Origin of the sequence: Caniella muris, assembly GCF_943193035.1 — a bacterium.
Lineage (GTDB): Bacteria > Actinomycetota > Coriobacteriia > Coriobacteriales > Atopobiaceae > Granulimonas > Granulimonas faecalis.
Genome location: NZ_CALPCK010000001.1, coordinates 713,068 through 732,539, shown reverse-complemented (window position 1 = coordinate 732,539; position 19,472 = coordinate 713,068). Strand labels below are relative to the sequence as shown.

Below are 19,472 nucleotides of genomic sequence, written 5' to 3'. Positions count from 1 at the left end.
CAGCCCCCGTACCGAGGAGGACCCATGCCCCGCTTCCTGTTTGCCTGCGACTCCTTCAAGGGCACGCTCTCCTCGGTCCGCACCGCGGAGCTGCTCGCCGAGGCCGCCGAGCGGCACTTCCCCGGCTGCGGGTGGGCCGCCGTTCCCATGGCCGACGGCGGGGAGGGGACCGTCGACGCCGTCGTGGCGGCCACGGGTGGCGAGAAGGTGACGGCCCAGGTTGACGGCCCCTTGGGCGACCCTGTCCAGGCCGCCTACGGCATGCTGCCGGACGGCGGCGCCGTCATAGAGATGGCCGCCGCGTCGGGGCTGCCCCTCGTGGCGGGCCGGGAGGACGTCCTCGCCGCGTCCACGCTGGGGACCGGCCAGCTCGTGGCCCACGCGCTCGACCGCGGGGCGCGCGGCGTGGCGCTGGCCATCGGCGGGTCGGCCACCAACGACGGCGGCAGTGGCTTCCTCGTGGCGCTGGGTGCCCGCCTGCTGGACGCCCGGGGCGAGGAGGTCGCCCCCTGCGCCGCCGACCTCGGGCGCGTGGCGGCGGTGGACCTCTCGGGGCTGGACCGGCGCCTGGCCTCCGCGGGGCTCACCGTGATGTGCGACGTGGGCAACCCGCTTCTGGGCGAGCAGGGTGCCACCCGGGTCTTCGGGCCGCAGAAGGGCGCCAGCCCCGAGGTCGTCGAGCGTGTGGAGGAGGGCATGGCTGCCTACGCCCGGGCGCTCTCAAAGGCCTGCGGTCGCGACGTCGCGTCCGTCCCGGGGGCGGGGGCGGCCGGCGGCCTGGGTGCCGCGTGCCTGGCGGTGGGGGCCGCCCTCAGGCCGGGCATCGACACGGTGCTCGACCTCGTGGGCTTTGAGGGGCTCCTCCGTGGCACCGACCTTGTGGTCACCGGCGAGGGACGGCTCGACGCCCAGACCGCCCACGGCAAGGTGGTCTCGGGTGTGGCGGCGGCGTCCCGGCGGGCGGGCGTGCCCTGCGTGGCCGTGGCGGGGTCGGTGGACGAGGGCTACCGTCCGGGCGACATCCCCGGTCTCGCCGCCGCGGTGTCCTGCGTCACGAGGCTGGAGCCCCTGGAGCAGGTGCTCGCCCATGCCGAGGAGAACTTCGCCGCCGCGGCGGACCGCCTCTTCTCGCTCCTGGCCATCGACCTCGCGTGACGGCGAGTGGGTGGCGGCGGCCGGGTTTTGACAGGCTCTCGCGCTCCTTACAGCCCGTTTGAAAGAAGGTGGTCGCGCAGATAGGGGACCGCGAAGGTGAGCCTGCCGCGTCCGGCCTGCTCCACCACGCCGGCATCGAGGAGCCTCCTGCGGTACTTCTGGGCGTAGTCGGGGGTGACCCCGAGGCGCTCGGCGACGTCGCCGATGCGGCTCGACCCCTCGTCCGGTGCCATGGCCATGAGGAAGTCGACGTCGCGGTCGGAGAGGGCGCGCAGCGTCGTCTCGCAGACGTCGTTCTCAAAGTCCGCCTGCGAGGAGGCGACCGCGCTCTCGAGGACATCCGGTGTGAGCTCGCCGCCGGGCTGCAGGCGGATGGCTATGTTGTGCCCCAGGAGCTGCATGAGGTACGCGGACCCCTGTGACGCCTCTGCCGCCTGGCGCGTCATGGGGCCGGCGCTCGCGATTCCCAGCTCGCGGAACGCATCCTCGTAGAACGCCTCCACGTCGCCGACGGGAATGGCGGGGAGGGGGAGCTTCCGGGCGCGGTTGAGGAAGGTGAGGACGCGGTCGTTGAGGGTCGCGGAGACGGCGCCGGGAAGCCCCGCCATCACGATGGCGACGTTGAGGCCCTGGCCGACCAGTTCCTGGTACACGGAGACCAGCTGACGGACCTCCGGGGAGTTGGCCTGAAGCTCGTCGATGAGGATGAGGGAGCCCCTGCCGAGTTCGCTCAGCCTCTGCACGGTCTGGGTGAGACGGTGCTCTGGGCTGGCCACGGTCGGAGCATCCTTGGAAAACTGGACCCCGACGGAGAAGCCGAGCGCCCCGATGCTCCCGCCCGAGATGCGGGCGTGGTCGTCACCCTCGACGTACGTGCCGGCATCTGCCTGCAGTTTCTCGACGATCCTGTCGAGCATCCCCTCGGAGGGGATCGTGGGGCTGGCGACGGTCCAACCGCGGGCACGGGCCCGCTCGGCGAGCTCCCAGAGGAGGACGGTCTTGCCGCTGCCACGCTGGCCGAGCATGACGATGGAACGCTCCCTGCTGCCGGGGGCGGAGTCGAGACCGGCGAGCATCGTCCCGATCTGGGGTTCCCGACCCACCAGTTGGGACGGGCGGTTGCCAAACGAGGGGGCGAAAATCGTGTCTATGGTCATTCATCCTCCTCACCTGCAGTTTTCCTTTTTTTCCTATTCTTTCCTTTTTTTCCTATTCGTCAAGCGGGCTGCCACTGTGCGGGCTGGGAGCCACCATGGGCGGGCGCTGCCGTCCCGGTCGTGCCACTCCTCGCGCAGCGCGTAGGGGACGGCACCCACCAGCGCCATGTTCCCATGACGGCTACAATCCCCCCCCCAAACCCCGACGGACGGGAGTCGCCATGGAGCCGGACCATGTTCTCGTAGACGTAGACGCCCTGCGCGCGTACCTGCTCGACTACTGCGGCACGGCCATGTTCTCCGGCTTTCCCGCGGCGCTCCTGGACGTGGCCGATGTGGACGGCGCGAGCCCCGAGGAGCTCGTCTCCATCGCGGAGCGCCTGGGCGTGGACCTGGCGCGGTTCGCGGTGGGGGAGTGAGGGGGCGCCGGCATCTTGTGGACCTTGCTCTCGGGAGGTCACAGGCGGGGAGGGGCTGCCGGACCCTCTGGTTTCTCTTCAAACAGCTAAAATGCCCTGTAGCCAACAAACGAAAGCACCCCCACCGCACGGAAGGAGCCGGCATGTCGCCAGAGGCCAGAACCACCCTGGACGACCAGGTCGCCGCGCTCCGCGCCTTCCGCGACGAGCGCGACTGGTCCCGCTTTCACACGCCCAAGGACCTGGCTTGCGCCATCTCAGTGGAGGCGGCCGAGCTGCTCGATGCCTTCCGCTGGAGCGGCCCGGACACCGGCGTTGCCGGCCGGGAGGACAAGGTGCGCGAGGAGTTCGCTGACGTCATGATCTACTGCCTCTACCTGGCAGACGCCATCGGCGAGGACCCCGCCGCCCTCATCGCCGACAAGCTCGCCCTCAACGAGGGCCGCTATCCTGCAGACAAGTCCCGCGGCAGCGCGGCCAAGTACACGGAGCTCTAGCCATGGCGCACACTGTAGAGGCCCATGAGAACGCCTGCGTGCCCAAGCGTGGGGAGCCCTTTCGAATCTTGGAAATGCCGTTCTCGAAGGCCGAGAACATCGTCGATGCCGCGATCGTTGACGGCAAGGTAATCGTTGACAAGGACATCTTGGGCGATGAGCAGGTCCTGTACGACTGGCCTGCCGTTTATGTCCTTGATAACGGTAAAAAGGCCTACGTTGGCCAGACGACCAATTTCACACGTCGTATGGGTGACCACGGACGTAATGACGAGAAGCGTGGCTTCACTCGAGCCAACCTCATCACGCATCCCGAGTTCAATCAATCCGTCATTATCGACTACGAGCATAAATTGATCAGCCTCATGGCCGCGGATGGTAAGTACGAGCTCACCAACAAGAACAACGGTTGGGATGAATGCGACTTCTTCTCACGGAGCATCTACGACGAGATGTTCGAGGACCTTTGGGAGGAGCTCAGGGGAATCAAGCTTGTCGATAAAACGATTGCTGAGATCGAAAACTCCGAGGTCTTCAAGTACAGTCCCTATAAGGAGCTGAATCTCGACCAGAAGGTGGCCTTGGAAAAGATTCTCTCGGCCGTTCTCGATGCGCAGAAGACCAACCGGGCACTTTGCGAGCCCATCGTGGTTGATGGCAAGCCTGGTACAGGCAAAACCATCCTTGCGCTGTTCCTACTCAAGATGCTCAAAGACCGAGCAGCAGATAAAGATGATGAGCTGTTCGGAAAACGGATCTTTCTGGTCGAGCCCATTTCCTCCATTCGCAAGACGGTCAAAGAGGCTGTTGGGGTTATCCCAGGAATCAGGAAGAAGGACATCATTGGTCCTTACGACCTTGTGAAGTTGGAATACGGCCTTACTACCGATGGCCATCCCGGCATAGACATTTGTATCGTTGACGAGTCCCATCGTCTTAAGCGATTCAAGAACCTCGGCCAACAGAACAGTAACTACATGCAGAAATGCGCCCTTCTCGGTATGGAGGCCGCAACTACGACACAAGTCGACTGGGTTCTCAAGACGTGCAAGCTGCCTATTTTCCTCTATGACAGCCGGCAATCGGTTCTACCTTCCGATGTCGAGCATCACACGTTTAGCGACCGCCTGGGCGATTCATTTGAGCATCCCATCATGCTTGATAAGCAGATGAGGGTCAAAGGTGGCAACCGTTACCTCGATTACATCGAGGACATCCTTAAGGAGAAAGATCCCATAATCCAGGAGTTCCCGGAGTACGAGCTTTGTTTGCACAAATCGTTTGCCTCGTTCAACGAGAGCTTCGTCGAGCACCTGGAGTACGCCGAGCTGACCCGCATGGTGGCAGGCTACGGATGGAAATGGAACTCCAGAGACGATGACAGTCGCGCTAAGACGGACATTCATATCGACGGGATTGATAAGCGATGGAATTCGATGACCGAGAACTGGGTTGGAGAAGGCCAGGAAGATGAGTTCTATGCCAACGAGGTCGGCTGCATCCATTCGGTTCAAGGCTATGACCTTTCCTATGCCTACGTGATTTTTGGACCTGAGATTTGCTACGACAAGCAACGTCAAGCCATCGTCATTGATCAGGTGCGGTACTTCGACAAAAACGGCAAGAGGGGCTCGACCCCTGAAGACGTCGACGCCTTTATCCGCAACATCTACTACGTCCTGCTCACCCGCGGCATCGAAGGTACCCACGTGTACGTATACGACGCGGCGCTGAGGAAGTACCTGTCCCGCTACATGGACGTGGTGGATTAGGAGAGTAGTTTGAATTCCATCGAATCGAGAGCCAGCTTGCCTAAGACACTCAACTCGCTCATGAAACATCTCCGCGACAGCGGCATCTCCATCGGGGGCTCCTCGCAGAAGCGCAAGCTGAAGAACATCGGATACTACCACGGATACAAGGGGTATCGTTTTGCCCACAAGGCGTCGAATCGGTTGCCAATAACCGAATTTTCCCAAGTGGCGGCCCTATACGATTTCGATACTCATCTAAAAGCGCTTTCCTATCCCCGTGTGATGTCTATCGAAACTGGGCTTAAAAACTACACGTTGGAGGCTGTGCTCAAGGACTCGGATTCCGCCTTTTTTGAAGATATCTGGGGAAAGAGTCTTACCGACTATCGGACCTATTCAGGTCGGGACTACCGAAAGGCATGGGAAAAGCGCCAGCGTCTCCGCCAAGAGATTGATGGAATTATATACCGGTATAGGACGCGAGATGTCATAGGTCATTTTCGCGACTCCGATAAAGACACTCCTATCTGGGCGATTTTTGAGGTTATGACGTTGGGAAACTTCGGTGCCTTCTATGAGTGCCTCGATGCTCGGGTAAAGGCAGAGATAGCCAAAGACCTCAGCATGCCGACGAACCTCGATTCGGAGCTGCGCCTTAAAGAGATGATTTATGTACTTAAGGATTTTCGAAACGCAATTGCCCACAACGGGGTGGTTCTTGACGTGCGTTTCCAGTCCGGATCTATCAGCTTGAAGCTATCTCAGTTTCTCAAACAAGAGACAGGCGTAAGCAAGGTCGACTTTACCGATGTGACCGACTATGTCGTCCTGCTGGTTTATCTCATGCGGTGCATGCGCTTCACCAAAACGGAGTGCAAGCAGTTCATTGCGGGGTATGAGGCGGCAATTGAGAAGTATCGTGCCGAGTTGCCATTTAACGTATATTCGAAAATCATCAAGACGAACACGCGAGGTAAATTGCGTGCCCTGCGGCAGTTTGTGAGCGGGAGGTAAGTTGGGGCTCGCCGACCGCTATTCGTGGTAAATTGTCACTAATCGCGGTGGAAGGCTTCGGCTGACACCTGGAAAAGCCTGATGCGTCGGGCTTTTCTTTTGCCAAAGGTTTACGCTCAGGTAGAAAGCCATCAACAACGCAATATGAGAAGTGACAGATGAACCAGGCACCATTGTCACGCGTGACCGGTCGGCGGTGCTATGCCGCATCGCCGTCTGGATTAAGCTTTTGGCGATGTATTATGGCTGATTGTACGAACCTGAATAAAGACGGGGACACGCCATGGCTTCAATGATCGTATGTAATACGGGGGGGGGCGTCGCAGTCTTAGCGCGCCTCTGATTGTTCCCGTGGGGGCGTACCAATGGTGCGCCTAGCCGACATCACCCCTGGTTGCCGGCTTATCGGCCTCATCCCCGGTCAGGCCGTCAGCGTCGTCTCGGTTGAACCCTACAGCGACATATCGGCAAATATCACCTATAGGCTGTCGTCTGGCGCCATCGAGGGGCGGGTCTTCTTTGCCGAGGACGTCGAGGGGCTCTCCGTCGAGGAGAGCTCCTGGGGCTTCACGGCCAACGGTGATGACTTCAAACTCGCGTCCGAGGCCCTGCGCATCTCGCTCGCCTCCACCCAGGACCCCTTCCTGGCCGTGCGCACCTCCCGCATCCGGCCGCTGCCCCATCAGATCAGCGCCGTCTACGAGAAGATGCTGCCCCGCCTGCCGCTGCGGTACGTTCTCGCCGATGATCCGGGGGCCGGAAAGACCGTCATGGCCGGCCTCCTCGTCAAGGAGATGATGGCGCGCGGCGACCTCAAGCGGTGCCTCGTCGTGTGCCCCGGCAGTCTCTGCGTCCAGTGGCAGGACGAGCTCCTCGACAAGTTCGGCCTCGACTTTGCCATCCTCACCCGGGACGCCTTCGAGGCCTCGGGCCGGCGCAACGCATTCCTGGACCACGACCTCGTCATCGCCCCCCTCGACCGCCTGGCCCGGGACAAGGAGATCGGGTCCCTCGTGGAGGATTGCCAGTGGGACCTCGTGATATTCGACGAGGCCCACAAGCTGGCCGCCCATGTGTACGGCAGGGAGGTCAAGTACACGGCGCGCTACAGGCTGGCCCAGCTCCTTTCTGGCCATACGGAGAACCTCCTCCTCATGACGGCGACGCCCCACAACGGCAAGCCGAAGGATTTCCAGCAGTTCATGGCCCTCGTGGACGCGGACCGTTTTGAGGGGGCCGCCCACGGCGAGCCCGACATCGCCGACGTCTCCGACGTCATGCGGCGCCTGGTGAAGGAGGAGCTCCTCACCTTCGAGGGCCGGCCGCTCTTTCCCGAGCGCATCGCCCACACGGTGAGCTACGAGCTCACGCCCCTGGAGGACGAGCTCTACCAGGAGGTCACGGAATACGTGCGCACGGGCTTCAACCGCGCTGACTCCATCGGCGACGGTGCCAAGCGCAACTCCGTGGGCTTTGCCCTCACCGTGCTGCAGCGCCGGCTCGCCTCGTCCCCGGCTGCCATCCTCAGCTCGCTGCGCCGTCGCCGCGACCGCCTCAAGGAGGAGCTGGCCAACATGAAGGCTGGGAGGCCCCGCAAGGAAGCCCCGGGCGTCTCGGCGGATATCTGGGACAGTCCGGCCTACGACGAGGACCTCTCCCAGGAGGAGCTCGACACCCTGGAGGACTCCACCTCCGGCGTCACTGCAGCCGAGACCGAGGCCGAGCTCGTGGCCGAGATCGCAGAGCTTGACCGCCTGGTGGACCTTGCGGGCCGCGTGTACCGCAGCAAGGACGACCGCAAATGGCAGGAGCTCTCCCGGCTGCTGCAGGACGCGCCGGCCATGTACGCCACGGACGGCTCGCGCGAGAAGCTCGTCATCTTCACCGAGCACAAGGACACGCTGGACTATCTGGCCTCCAACATCCGCCAGCTCCTGGGCCGTCGCGACGCAGTGGAGGTCATCTGCGGCGGCATGGGCCGCGACGCCCGACGCCAGGCGGAGAACCGCTTCAAGAACGACAAGGACGTCCAGGTGCTCCTCGCCACCGACGCGGCGGGGGAGGGCATCAACCTCCAGCAGGCCCACCTGGAGATCTCCTACGACCTGCCCTGGAACCCCAACAAGCTGGAGCAGCGCTTTGGCCGCATCCACCGCATCGGCCAGACCGAGGTTTGCCACCTGTGGAACCTCGTGGCCGGGGGCACCCGGGAGGGCCAGGTCTACGAGCGCCTGCTCAACAAGCTCGAGGTAGAGCGCGGCGTCTTGGGCGGTCGCGTCTTCGACGTGCTGGGCGAGGTCTCCTTTGGCGACAGGAGCCTGGCCGACCTCCTCAAGGACGCCGTGCGCTACGGCTCGGACCCTGCCCGGGCGGAGGAGCTCAACCGCATCGTGGAGGGGGCGCTCGACCAGGAGAGGCTCAAGGAGCTCCTTGCCGAGAACGCCCTCACCGACGACGTGATGAACCAGGCCGCGGTGGCCCGCGTGCGCGAGGAGATGGAGCTCGCCGAGGCCCGCCGGCTGCAGCCTCACTACGTCGCCTGCTTCTTCTGCGATGCCGTCGAGCGCCTCGGGGGACGCGTCGTGGAGCGGGAGCCCGGCCGCTTTGAGGTCACCCGTACGCCTGACGTGATGCTCGAGCGCGACCGTCGCAGCAGGGGTGCCCGGTCCCTGCTGCCCCGTTATACGCGGGTGTGTTTTGACGGCGGGCTCGCCGAGGCCCCCGGTGCTCCGGATGCCGAGTTCGTCTACCCGGGCCACCCCCTCATGGACGCCGTCATAGACACCGTGCTCGCGCTGCATGGGAACCTGCTTCACAAGGGGGCCGTGCTCATCGACGAGGGGTCCTGCGAGACCGAGCCGCACGCCCTCTTCTATGTGGAGGACCGCATCTGCGACGGCCGGCGCACGGCTTCGGGCGAGCAGCATGCGGTGGCCCGCAACCTCTGCTTTGTGGGCATGGCGGAGGACGGCCGCACCTTTGACAGCGGCGATGCCCCGTACCTGGACTGCAGCGCGCCCACCGAGGACGAGCTCGAGCTCCTGGAGGCGTGGCTGAGGGAGCGCCGCCCCTTTGCCACGGTGAGCGAGCAGGCCGTCCGTGCCCGTGCCATGGGCGACGTGGTCCCCCGCCATATGGACGCGGTCAAGGCGCTGCGCGTGCCCCGCCTCGAGAAGATGCGGGCGGCCGTAGACCACCGTCTCACGCAGGAGATCCGCTACTGCGGCGTCAAGAGCGCCGAGATGCGCTCCCGTGGCGCGGACGGCACGTTCTGGCGCGACCGCGCCAAGGACCTCGAGCGGCGCCGCACGACCCGTCTTGCCGAGATTGACGAGGAGCTGCGGATCTTCCCCGTGTCGCCGCAGGTGGTGGGGTGCGCCCTCGTGGTGCCCCGCGCCCTCGTGGAGACGCTCAAGGTGCCCGCCATGGCCGCCAGCCTCGCGGCCGACGCCCAAGCGCGCCTCGCCGTGGAGCTTTGCGCCATGGAGGCCGTCATGGCCACCGAGCGGGCCCTCGGCTTTGAGCCTGTGGACGTCTCTGCAGACCATTGCGGCTTTGACGTGCTGTCCCGGCCCCCGGAGGGCCTGGTTTCCGCGCCGGGGCAGCCCGTCCAACGGTTCATCGAGGTGAAGGGCCGCATCCAGGGGTCTACGACCGTGACCCTCTCCCGCAACGAGGTGCTCAAGGCCTTGAACGCGCCCGACAACTTCATCCTGGCCGTTTGCGAGGTGGTGCCCCGGGAGGGCGGCACGGTCGGGGCCGGGAGGCTCGTCTACATCAAAAACCCGTTCAACGAGGAGGTGGGCCGTTCCGTCGTCTCGGTCAACTACGACGTCAGCAAACTCATGGAAGACGGAACGGTGGTCCTCCATGAGGAGGACCTTTATGGCTGAGTCCACGCCCAAGAAGAAGCTCATCGAGGTGGCCCTGCCCCTGGACGAGATCAACGCGGCGGCGGCCCGCGAGAAGTCCATCCGCCACGGCCACCCCTCCACATTGCACTTGTGGTGGGCCCGGCGCCCCTTAGCCTGCGCCAGGGCCGTCATCTGGAGCTCCCTGGTGGACGACCCGTCGTCTCACCCGGAGGAGTTTCCCACCCCCGAGGCCCAGGACACCGAGCGTGAGCGTCTCTTTGACATCCTCAGGCGCCTGGTGGTGTGGGAGAACTCCAACGACCCCAAGACCCTCGAGGACGCCAAGGCCGAGATATGGCGCTCCATGGGGGATGACGTGCCGGCCCTGCTCGACCCCTTTGCCGGCGGCGGCGCCATCCCCCTTGAGGCCCAGCGCCTTGGCCTCAAGGCCCATGCCCAGGACCTCAACCCCGTGGCCGTCACCATCAACAAAGCCCAGATCGAGATCCCCCCGCGCTTTGAGGGGTTGCCTGTCGTGAACCCGCGGGACCGCAAGGACCGCATGGTGGATGTCTGGGAGGGCCATACCGGCCTTGCCGCAGACGTGGACTACTACGGCCGGTGGATGCGCGAGCGCGCGTGGGAAAAGATCGGCCATCTGTATCCCAAGGTGGAGCTTCCGGCGGAGCAGGGCGGAGGCATGGCCACGGTGATCGCGTGGCTGTGGGCCCGCACCGTCACGTGCCCCAACCCGGCGTGCCGCCACACCACGCCGCTGGTGCGCAGCTGGGACCTCTCCAAGAAGAAAGGGAAGGAGTGGCACGCCGAGCCCTTCTACAACGAGGAGGGCGAGCTGGACTTTGTGATGAAGCCTGGGAAGGCCACCGAGAAGGGGACGGTGGACCGCAAGGGCGCCGTGTGCGTCCACTGTGGGGAGCCGATCAAGTTCGACTACATCAGACAAGAGGCTCAGGAAGGGCATATGGGCTCGTCCCTCATGGCGGTTGTGGCTGAAGGCGAACATGGTCGCGCCTACGTAGCTCCAAGCGCGGTTCAAACAGAGGCGGCGGATGTTCCCGTACCACTTGATGCCCCGAGAACCAAGCTGCCCGAAAAGGCGCTGTCTTTTCGAGTGCAGGTATATGGTATGGATGAGCATTGGAAGCTCTTCACTCCGCGTCAGCTGACAGCCCTCACCACCTTCAGCGGCTTGGTCAAGGACGCCCAGGAGCAGGCCCGTCTGGATGCCGTGGCGTCCGGCATGGCAGATGACGGCGTGGGTCTCGCCGACGGCGGCACCGGCGCCACCGCCTACGGCGAGGCAGTGGGCGTGTATTTGGCCTTTGTGGTCGACAAGATGACGGACTATCATTCGTCAATTTGCTCATGGAATATCAGCAGAGATAACACCCGCAATACATTTGGACGCCAGGCTATCCCAATGTCTTGGGACTACGCTGAGAACAATCCATTCTCTGATTCTTCTGGCTCGTTTAGCAACATGCTGGAGTGGGTCGTAAAGGCAGTTGTAACGCTGCCCCAGTCCGGTTTAGCCGGCGAAGCTTCCCAACACAACGCGGCGACCGATGCGGGCCTTTCAGACATGGTGGTTTCAACCGATCCGCCCTATTACGACAACATCGGCTACGCAGACCTTTCGGACTACTTCTACGTGTGGCTTCGTCAGGGCCTTAAGAATACCTATCCCAAGCTCTTTTCCACCATGCTCGTGCCCAAGGCGGAGGAGCTCATAGCAACACCCTACCGTCACGATGGGTCCAAACAGGCGGCCAAGGAGTTCTTTGAGGACGGCATGCTCGATGTCTGTCGCCGCATCCATGGATACGCCCGCGACGACGTACCGGTGACCATCTATTACGCCTTCAAGCAGAGCGACTCCCAAGCAGGGGACGCCAAGGACACCACCGCCTCCACCGGGTGGGAGACCATGCTCTCGGCCATCATCGAGGCTGGCTTCACAATCACGGGAACGTGGCCTATGAAGTCGGAAAAACCAGGGAGAACCATATCCAACGGCACCAACGCCCTCGCCTCCTCCATCGTCCTCGTATGCCGCAAGCGCCCCGAGAACGCCGCGCCCCTCTCCCGGCGCGACTTCGTGCGCAGGCTCCGGGCCAACCTGGCCCCGGCCGTGCGCGACCTCCAGGCTTCCAACCTCGCCCCCGTGGATATGGCCCAGTGCGCCATCGGCCCCGGCATGGCGGTCTTCTCCGCCGCCGGTGCCGTGCTCGAGAGCGACGGCTCCAAGATGGGTGTGCGCTCGGCCCTGGCCCTCATCAACCAGGAGCTCGACGCCGTGCTCAACGACGCCGGCGACACCACGGATGCCCCGTCCCGCTTCTGCGTGGAGCTCTACGGCTCCCACGGCTTTGACGCGGCCCCCTACGGCGAGGTGGACGTGCTGGCCCGGGCCAAGAACGTGGAGCTCCAAAAGCTCGTGGACGCCCGTATGGTGGCGGCGGCCCGGGGCAAGGTGCGCCTCCTGGGACGCAACGAGCTGCCCGAGCGGGGCGTCGACCTCTCCAACGACTGGCTCCTCTGCCAGGCCCTGGTGCGCGACCTCGAGCAGGGCGGCATCGAAGGGTGCTCGGCGCTGGCTGCCCAGCGCACGCCCGCCGAGGCCGAGGACGCCCGCGCCCTGGCCTACCGCCTGTACAACCTGGCGGACCGCAAGGGCTGGGCGTCGGAGGCCCTGCTCTACAACAACCTCGTCACCGCGTGGCCCCAGATCGCGGGGCAGGCCGAGGCCCGCCGCCGCTACGACGAGAAGACCGACCAGACAACCCTGGGTTTCTAAGGAGGACGTCATGCCGGATTCCATGAGCAACCATGACTATCTCAACAAGGGCTTCGACCTCCTGCTCGACCCCCTGGCCGACTACGTGTGCATCCGCCTCAAGGACGTCTACGGCGTCTCGGACTGGTGGCGCACCGGCGTGTACGACCGGCTCTTTGAGAACCAGCGCATGAACCTGCCTCGGGAGGGCACGTTCATGGACCTCGTGAACTCTCTGGACGTCACCGCCTCCCTCAGGCTCATCGACGTCAACTGGAGGGAGGCCTTCAAGGCCCAGCTGGTCAAAAGTGCGCGTACGTGGGTGAACGAGCTCATCGAGCTGCGCAACGCCGTGGCGCACCGCGGCCGCCAGGACATGACGAACGACCAGGCCGCCCGCGGCCTCGAGACCATGGCCCTGCTGCTGGAGTCCTTCGACGACCGCGAGGAGGCCGAGAAGATCCGCAAGCTCATGCGGGTGGTTCGCTACGGCTCCGAGGACGGGTCCGTGGCCGCCCAGTCGGTCGAGGCGGCGGACGTTCATCTCACCAAGAAGCAGCGGGCCTTGGCCGAGACCCTCCCGGCCGAGGCTCTTCCCTCGTGGCGCGATGTGGTGAGCCCCCAGGCCGACGTCACCCGCGGCGTCTACCGCAAGGCGGAGTTTGCCGCAGACCTCGCCCAGGTGGCGGCCGGTACGGCCCAGAGCGAGTACCAGGACCCCGTGGAGTTCTTCGGCCGCACCTACGTGACCGCCGGCATGCAGGGGCTGCTCTCCCAGGCCCTCTCCAGGGTGGCCGGCGGCAGCGGCGAGCCCGTGATCCAGCTCAAGACCGCCTTCGGCGGCGGCAAGACCCACTCCATGCTGGCCCTCTACCACCTCATGAAGAGCGGCACGGTGCTCGGGGACACGCCGCGCACCAGGGAGCAGCTCGAGCCGGTCTTTGAGGCGGCCGGGGTCTTCCGCGTGCCCAAGGTCCATGTGGCCTGCGTGGTGGGCACGGCGCTGAACCCGGCCAAATCCTCCCGTCCGCAGACCATGCCCGGCGTCACGGTCAACACCCTCTGGGGCGAGATCGTCTGCCAGCTGGCCTCATCTGCCGGAAAGCCCGAGCTCTACGACCTGGTGAGGGAGGCCGACAAGAAGCACGTCTCGCCGGGCAGCGAGGCGCTCCGTCAGGTGATGGACGACTGCGGCTCCTGCCTCGTGCTCCTCGACGAGCTCGTGGCCTATGCCAAGAAGCTCTACGGCGTGGACGGCCTCAAGGCGGGGTCCTTCGACAACTTCATCACCTTCGTGCAGGAGCTCACCGAGGCGGCCCGTGCCAGCCGCTCCTCCCTCGTGGTGGCCTCCATCCCGGAGTCCGAGCGCGAGATCGGTGGCGAGGCCGGCCAGCTGGCCCTCGAGGCCATCGAGCACACCTTTGGGCGCATGGAGAGCATCTGGAAGCCCGTGACCAAGGACGAGGGCTTTGAGATCGTGTCGCGGAGGCTCTTCCTGCCGGTGGAAGACGCCGAGGCCCGGGACCGCGTGTGCGAGGCCTTTGGCGCCCTCTACCGCGACAACGCCGGGGAGTTTCCGGTGGAGGCGAAGGAGGCCGACTACGAGCGGCGCCTTGCGGCCTGCTACCCGGTGCACCCGGAGGTCTACGACCGTCTCTACGAGGACTGGACCACCCTCCCGGGCTTCCAGCGCACCCGCGGCGTCCTGCGCTTCATGGCCAGCGTCATCCATCAGCTGTGGCTGGTGGGCGACAGGTCCCCCATGATCCTGCCGGGCTCCCTGCCCCTCTACGACGCCGTGACCCGCGACGAGATCACACGGTATCTCCCGGACAGCTGGAACGCCGTGGTCGACGCAGAGGTAGACGGCGAGGGCTCCGAGCCCCTGCTGCTCGACCAGCGCGAGACCCGTTACGGTCAGTTCCAGGCGGGCCGCCGCGTGGCCCGTACGGTGTTCCTCGGCAGTGCGCCGGATGTGGCGGCCCAGAACGTGCGCGGCCTCGACCGCAAGCAGATCCTTCTGGGCTGCATCCAGCCCGGCGACAACGTCCCTGTGTTCGTGGACGCCCTGGTGCGGCTCAAGGGGAGTTCCCAGTACCTGTACGAGGACACCCAGGGCGTCCGCTATTGGTTTGACACCCGGCCCTCCCTGCTCAAGACCGTGGCCGATCGCATGGGTCAGGTCGGTGACCCGGAGGCGGACGACGCCCTGCGGGCCCAGATGCAGCGGCAGATGAAGGGCGTGGACCCCCTGGGATGCGTGCAGGTGTGGCCGCTGCGCTCGGCGGACGTGCCCGACGAGGAGCAGGTGCGCCTGGTGGTGCTCGGCGTGGACCACGGCGTGGGGGCCACCGGGTTCGACGGTGACGCGGCGTCCTGCGCGCGGGACTACCTGTACAACCGCGGGGAGGCGCCGCGCACCAACCGCAACATGCTGGTGTTCTGCGCCTGCGAGTCGCGCCGTAGGACCGACCTGCGGGAGCGCGCCAAGCGTCTGATCGCATGGAGGGGCATCGAGGCCGACTCCGAGCTCCTCAACCTTGACCGCAGCCAGCAGCGGGAGGTGGCCGAGGGCATCAAGGGGTCGCAGGCAGACCTTCAGTCGGCCATCCGCGAGGCGTGGTGCCACCTGCTGGTCCCCTCGTCCACCGTGGAGGGCGGGGGCTCCGACCTCGAGTTTGACGATGTGCGCATCAATGCCGTGGACGGCGTGGTGCCAGGTTGTCTGGCGCGGCTGAGGAGCGACGAGTCCCTCGTGGAGCGTTGGGCCCCCATGCTGCTGTCCATGGAGCTCGGCCGACTCCTGTGGGACGACAGGGACGAGGTGGGTGTGAGCGAGCTGTGGAACATGTTCTGCCGCTACACGTACCTGTCGTGCCTGGCCGACCGCGACGTGCTGCTGCGCTGCATAGAGGAGGGGAGCGCCGCGGACTCCTTCTGGGGCGTTGCCAGCGGCGTGGAGGACGGCGAGTACGTCAATCTCACCCTGGGGGAGCGCCGGAGCGTCTACACGACGGATGTGCTGGTGAGGCCTGACGTGGCGAGTCGGGTCATCGCCGAGCGCGAGGCCGAGAAGGGGGATGACGGCCCCGGTGACATGCCGGTGGAGCCGGGGACCGTCGGCCCCCACGGCGGTGAGGGCAGAGACGCGCCCTCCCAGGGGGACGGGCCCACGGAGGCGCTTCCCCGCGGGTTCTATCTGGATATGGAGCTGGACCCCGTCAACGGTGTGATGGAGCTGGACACCGTGCTCGCAGAGATTGTGGACCCGCTGAGGCTTGCCGATGGCACCAGGGTGCGCCTGCACCTGTCCCTCTCTGCCGAGAACGGCGCCGGCTTTGACGGAGACACCCAGCGGACGGTGCGGGAGAACTGCAACACGTTGGGATACTCGGGGCAGTTTGAGGAGTAGCGGCCGGCCAGTTTGGCCGGGTGTTTTGGCTGTCACATGGTCTACGGGAACGGGGCCCGCTCTCTTGCTGCCCGTGCTTGCCGCCCCAGCCGCAAACGGCGTAATTTGCAGTCTCAAAACGGCGTATTTTGCTGTGCGAGAAGGGCGTATTTTGCTGTCACAAAGTGGCGTAAAATGTAGTCAGAGAAGGGCGTATTTTGCAACTTGCATTTCTGACCAGCGTTTTTGTCGATAAAGACGTGCGGGACAAGGGGTGACCACCATGGCAGACAACGACCGGGCGGCAAGCGGTTTCCTCGTCCCGCAGGGCTATCGCCCCAGGCTCGTGGAGGTGCGGCTGGACACCCTGTTGGGGTCCTTTGGATGTGTCGAGATCACCGGGCCCAAATGGTGCGGCAAGACGTGGACGGCGTTGACCCGCTCCCGGAGCGTTTCTCGTCTCGACGCGCCGGGGGAGCGCGCGGCCGCGCAGACGGACCCCCGACTAGCCCTCTTGGGGGAACGGCCCCACCTGGTGGACGAGTGGCAGGAGGTGCCCCAGGTCTGGGACGCTGCCCGGCGGGCCGTGGACGACGAGGCTGGGGAGCGCGGCCTGTTCATGCTCACGGGCTCGTGCGGCCTTTCTCCTCAACAGCGCGGGCTCATCAGCCACAGCGGCGCCGGTCGCATCGCAAGGCTCGCCATGAGGCCGATGACCCTTGTGGAGACGGGGGACTCCACCGGTCAGGTGAGCCTTGCGAGGCTCCTCGGTGGGGAGGGGCTCGACCCCTGCAGGCGCGACACCTCGGTCGAGGACGTCGCCCGGTGGTGCTGCCGTGGGGGATGGCCCTCCAACCTCGGGCTGTCCGAGGACGTCGCCCTCGAGACCGCGCCCCAGTACCTGAGGGCCGTGCTGGACGAGCGGGTGTTCTCAGAGGGGCATTCCGTCGAGCAGGCGGAGTCGCTCCTGCGTGCGCTCTCCCTCAACGTCTCCCAGGCTGCGACAGTCAACACGCTCGTCAAGGATTCCGGGCTGGGGTCCGACGGGCTCGCACGCACGGCGGTGGAGCACTACGTGTCCCTGTTCAAGCGCCTGTACCTGCTCGACGACGTCGCGGGCTGGGAGCCGCCGCTGCGTGCGAAGACGCGCGTGAGGGTCAAGCCCAAACGCTACTTCGCGGACCCGTCCCTGCCGGCGGCGCTGCTCGGGGCCACGCCCCAGGCGCTCCTCAGGGACATGCAGACACTCGGCCTGCTCTTTGAGAACCTGGTGGCGCGAGACCTCCTGGTCTTCCTGTCCACCTATCGCGGGCTGGGGAACCGGCTCTCCTACTATCGGGACGAGAAGGGCCTGGAGGTCGACTTCATCGTGGAGGGCGCCGGCGCCTGGGGTGCCGTCGAGGTGAAGCTGAGCGACCTCAAGGCCGACGACGGTGCCCACAACCTCCTCCGCCTGCGCAAGAAGGTGCTGGCCAACGGCGCGGCCCGGAACCTGGAGCCGGCGTTCATGGCGGTGGTGGTGGGCCGGGGCTCCGTGGCGTACCGCCGCGACGACGGCGTGTACGTGGTCCCGGTGGCGACGTTGGGCGCCTAGCCGCCGGGGTGCTGGCCGGGTGGCTCGGGCAGGACAGTCCCTCGATATCATTCAACTGTTTGTTAATACTCCATGTTCTGGAGCTGCTGTGGAACAAGTTGCTGTTCTCAACTTGAACAGGAACTGTAAAGATGGAACGAAGCCGACGAGAACGGGAGTCATATGAATGAAGAGGTCTGCCCGCTAGGGGGCGAGGGGAGCCTGCAGGGGCCCAGAGGGGCGCTTGACATCACGACGCTGCTCGATCGTGCCGGCGAGCAGGCCAATCGGATCCTATCGCATGTCGTGGATATCGTTCAGCCGGTCCTTGCGTCCTCTGGTGATGAGGACGTCCGGTTTGTCGTGGATTTGCCCGACAAAGTCAAGGAGGCCTTGAAGGACGGCAGGCTCAAGCTTGACCACGACAAAGAGGGACGACTGTACGCGCAGTTGCGCGAGAACGGCAAGTACAGCAAGAAGTTCCCCATCAAGGAGGAGGTTGTCGGGGGGATCGACCCCGCGCAGGTGAATGCAGCGGCTCAGATGGCAGTTGTGAAGGCGCAGCTCGAGGACATATCCTGCACGCTGAGCGACATCGGCGAGGAGGTCTCGCTTATCTCCGAGGGCCAGCGTACCGACCGCGAGGCACTCTGCGCGTCGGGCGAGGCCATGATGCTCCAGGCCGCCCAAACGACAAGTCCCGAGTTCAAACGTCTCCTGGTCGCCCAAGCGGTCAAATCCTTGAGCGATGGTAAGACGCAGATAGAGCGAGATTTCGAGACGCACGTTCGCGCCCTCGAGGCCGGTTTTGACGGTAAGGGCAAAAAGACGCGGGTCCAGAAGATCGACGAGTGCATCGAAACGCTCCATCGGGATTTCGCTGGAATCCACCAGGCGGCATCCCTCATGGCGGCCGCGTATTTCCAGGTTGGCGAAACCGGCGCGATGCTGGAGGCTGTGCGTTCCTACGGCCGCTTCATCGAGCGCGTCGTTGTTCCCAACCAGGCGCTTCTCGTGAGCTACGACAAGGGCGACACCAAGCTGGTGGGGGGTGTCTGGGAGTCTCGCGCCAAAGCGCTGACCGACGGCGCCTTCGGAGGGCGAATCCGACTTTCCGCCGACTCCGTTATGGGTCTGCTCGAGGAGGGATCTGAGGATGGCTTTGATGCATAATGATAAGAGGTCGAAGGGGGTGCCCCAACGAGGGCTGCGCGCGAAATGCCAAGAAACATCTGTATAAGGCGGATGAGCACTACTGCGTGGAATGTGGCAGCAAGCTTGTGTATGTGTGCCGCGGTCGCGATTGTTTCCGCCCTCTTGTCGGCGATGACCCTTCTGCGACCTTGTGCGCCCACTGCCAGGCAAAACGTGACGATCGGTTGCAGAGGGCCAGAAATACGGCCGCGGCTGTCGCCGGTGGTGCGGCAGGGGTTGCAGCTGGCGCCAGATTCGTCGTTGGCCACTATGGCCCGGCAATCGCCAAGGGCGCCAAGTTCGTTGCGGGGCGCGTTATTCGGTTCTAGTTACATGGGGATGGTGGGGGTGCAGTCTCCCGCCATCCCCCTCGTTCCGATTCTGTCTTCTTCTGCCACACCTGCATTCAGCTCACGCAGCTTGACGAGGGAGATGGACCTCTGGCTGGTCTTCTGCGGCTTGCCGGCAGCCTCCCATGCCTCCGAGGCCGTAAAGAGCTTAAGTCCGTAGTGCTCCGCCGCCACGACCTCGCCCAGGCTTCCCACCATGTGCCCGTCGGGCGTGAAGTGGCGCCCCGGGTAGAGCGCGCCCAGCCGGTTGGTTACGGCGTACAGCTCGCGGATTGCCTGGGCGGTCTCTGCGCCCGGCTCGATGATTTTGGCCATCC

At 64.9% G+C, this 19,472-nt stretch carries 12 protein-coding genes; 10 read left to right on the top strand and 2 right to left on the bottom strand.

From position 1 onward, the window contains the following. The first annotated feature begins 24 nt into the window (after window positions 1–24). On the top strand, window positions 25–1,155 hold the full coding sequence (locus tag NFR49_RS03310; protein ID WP_251158244.1) for a glycerate kinase: 1,131 nt from the start codon (window positions 25–27) through the stop codon (window positions 1,153–1,155). A gap of 47 nt (window positions 1,156–1,202) precedes the next feature. Here the strand turns inward: NFR49_RS03310 and NFR49_RS03305 are convergent, their stop codons facing one another. After that, the gene (locus NFR49_RS03305; RefSeq protein WP_251158243.1) at window positions 1,203–2,312 is read right to left on the bottom strand and encodes an AAA family ATPase; all 1,110 of its coding nucleotides are present in this window, start codon (window positions 2,310–2,312) and stop codon (window positions 1,203–1,205) included. 221 nt (window positions 2,313–2,533) lie between these two features. On the opposite strand from NFR49_RS03305, the gene NFR49_RS03300 reads away from it, so the two are divergent. From NFR49_RS03300 to NFR49_RS03260, 9 genes are all read left to right on the top strand, one after another. Then, window positions 2,534–2,731 carry a hypothetical protein gene (locus NFR49_RS03300; protein WP_251158242.1) on the top strand — a complete coding sequence of 66 codons (198 nt, stop codon included), beginning with the start codon at window positions 2,534–2,536 and terminating at the stop codon, window positions 2,729–2,731. Between the two features lie 143 nt (window positions 2,732–2,874). Beyond that, window positions 2,875–3,228, top strand: a complete 354-nt coding sequence (locus NFR49_RS03295) for a nucleotide pyrophosphohydrolase (RefSeq protein ID WP_251158241.1) — start codon at window positions 2,875–2,877, stop codon at window positions 3,226–3,228. A gap of 2 nt (window positions 3,229–3,230) precedes the next feature. Beyond that, window positions 3,231–5,000: a DNA/RNA helicase domain-containing protein gene (locus NFR49_RS03290; RefSeq protein WP_251158240.1), complete on the top strand. Its 1,770-nt coding sequence runs from the start codon at window positions 3,231–3,233 to the stop codon at window positions 4,998–5,000. A 9-nt stretch (window positions 5,001–5,009) separates the two neighbouring features. Next, window positions 5,010–5,996, top strand: coding sequence for an Abi family protein (locus NFR49_RS03285; protein WP_251158239.1), 987 nt, complete (start codon window positions 5,010–5,012; stop codon window positions 5,994–5,996). A gap of 365 nt (window positions 5,997–6,361) precedes the next feature. Beyond that, window positions 6,362–9,889, top strand: a complete 3,528-nt coding sequence (locus NFR49_RS03280) for a helicase-related protein (protein WP_251158238.1) — start codon at window positions 6,362–6,364, stop codon at window positions 9,887–9,889. Then, complete coding sequence (locus NFR49_RS03275; protein WP_251158237.1) at window positions 9,882–12,668, top strand: DUF1156 domain-containing protein; 2,787 nt, start codon at window positions 9,882–9,884, stop codon at window positions 12,666–12,668. Before NFR49_RS03280 ends, NFR49_RS03275 begins: the two co-directional genes overlap by 8 nt. Before the next feature lie 10 nt (window positions 12,669–12,678). Further along, the gene (locus NFR49_RS03270; RefSeq protein ID WP_251158236.1) at window positions 12,679–16,059 is read left to right on the top strand and encodes a DUF499 domain-containing protein; all 3,381 of its coding nucleotides are present in this window, start codon (window positions 12,679–12,681) and stop codon (window positions 16,057–16,059) included. Between the two features lie 262 nt (window positions 16,060–16,321). Continuing rightward, window positions 16,322–17,632: an ATP-binding protein gene (locus NFR49_RS03265; protein ID WP_251158235.1), complete on the top strand. Its 1,311-nt coding sequence runs from the start codon at window positions 16,322–16,324 to the stop codon at window positions 17,630–17,632. Between the two features lie 162 nt (window positions 17,633–17,794). Then, window positions 17,795–18,784 (top strand): hypothetical protein, encoded by a 990-nt coding sequence (locus NFR49_RS03260; protein WP_251158234.1) that lies wholly within the window; start codon window positions 17,795–17,797, stop codon window positions 18,782–18,784. 350 nt (window positions 18,785–19,134) lie between these two features. On the opposite strand, the gene NFR49_RS03255 is transcribed toward NFR49_RS03260, so the two are convergent. Then, complete coding sequence (locus tag NFR49_RS03255) at window positions 19,135–19,470, bottom strand: DUF6998 domain-containing protein (protein WP_251158233.1); 336 nt, start codon at window positions 19,468–19,470, stop codon at window positions 19,135–19,137. Window positions 19,471–19,472 lie beyond the last annotated feature (2 nt).

What these genes read in the sequence shown, in the direction of transcription:
- NFR49_RS03310 (WP_251158244.1), top strand. Translation starts at nt 25, where the DNA reads ATGCCCCGCTTCCTGTTTGCCTGCGACTCCTTCAAGGGCACGCTCTCC.
- NFR49_RS03305 (WP_251158243.1), bottom strand. Translation starts at nt 2,312, where the DNA reads ATGACCATAGACACGATTTTCGCCCCCTCGTTTGGCAACCGCCCGTCC.
- NFR49_RS03300 (WP_251158242.1), top strand. Translation starts at nt 2,534, where the DNA reads ATGGAGCCGGACCATGTTCTCGTAGACGTAGACGCCCTGCGCGCGTAC.
- NFR49_RS03295 (WP_251158241.1), top strand. Translation starts at nt 2,875, where the DNA reads ATGTCGCCAGAGGCCAGAACCACCCTGGACGACCAGGTCGCCGCGCTC.
- NFR49_RS03290 (WP_251158240.1), top strand. Translation starts at nt 3,231, where the DNA reads ATGGCGCACACTGTAGAGGCCCATGAGAACGCCTGCGTGCCCAAGCGT.
- NFR49_RS03280 (WP_251158238.1), top strand. Translation starts at nt 6,362, where the DNA reads ATGGTGCGCCTAGCCGACATCACCCCTGGTTGCCGGCTTATCGGCCTC.
- NFR49_RS03275 (WP_251158237.1), top strand. Translation starts at nt 9,882, where the DNA reads ATGGCTGAGTCCACGCCCAAGAAGAAGCTCATCGAGGTGGCCCTGCCC.
- NFR49_RS03270 (WP_251158236.1), top strand. Translation starts at nt 12,679, where the DNA reads ATGCCGGATTCCATGAGCAACCATGACTATCTCAACAAGGGCTTCGAC.
- NFR49_RS03265 (WP_251158235.1), top strand. Translation starts at nt 16,322, where the DNA reads ATGGCAGACAACGACCGGGCGGCAAGCGGTTTCCTCGTCCCGCAGGGC.
- NFR49_RS03260 (WP_251158234.1), top strand. Translation starts at nt 17,795, where the DNA reads ATGAATGAAGAGGTCTGCCCGCTAGGGGGCGAGGGGAGCCTGCAGGGG.
- NFR49_RS03255 (WP_251158233.1), bottom strand. Translation starts at nt 19,470, where the DNA reads ATGGCCAAAATCATCGAGCCGGGCGCAGAGACCGCCCAGGCAATCCGC.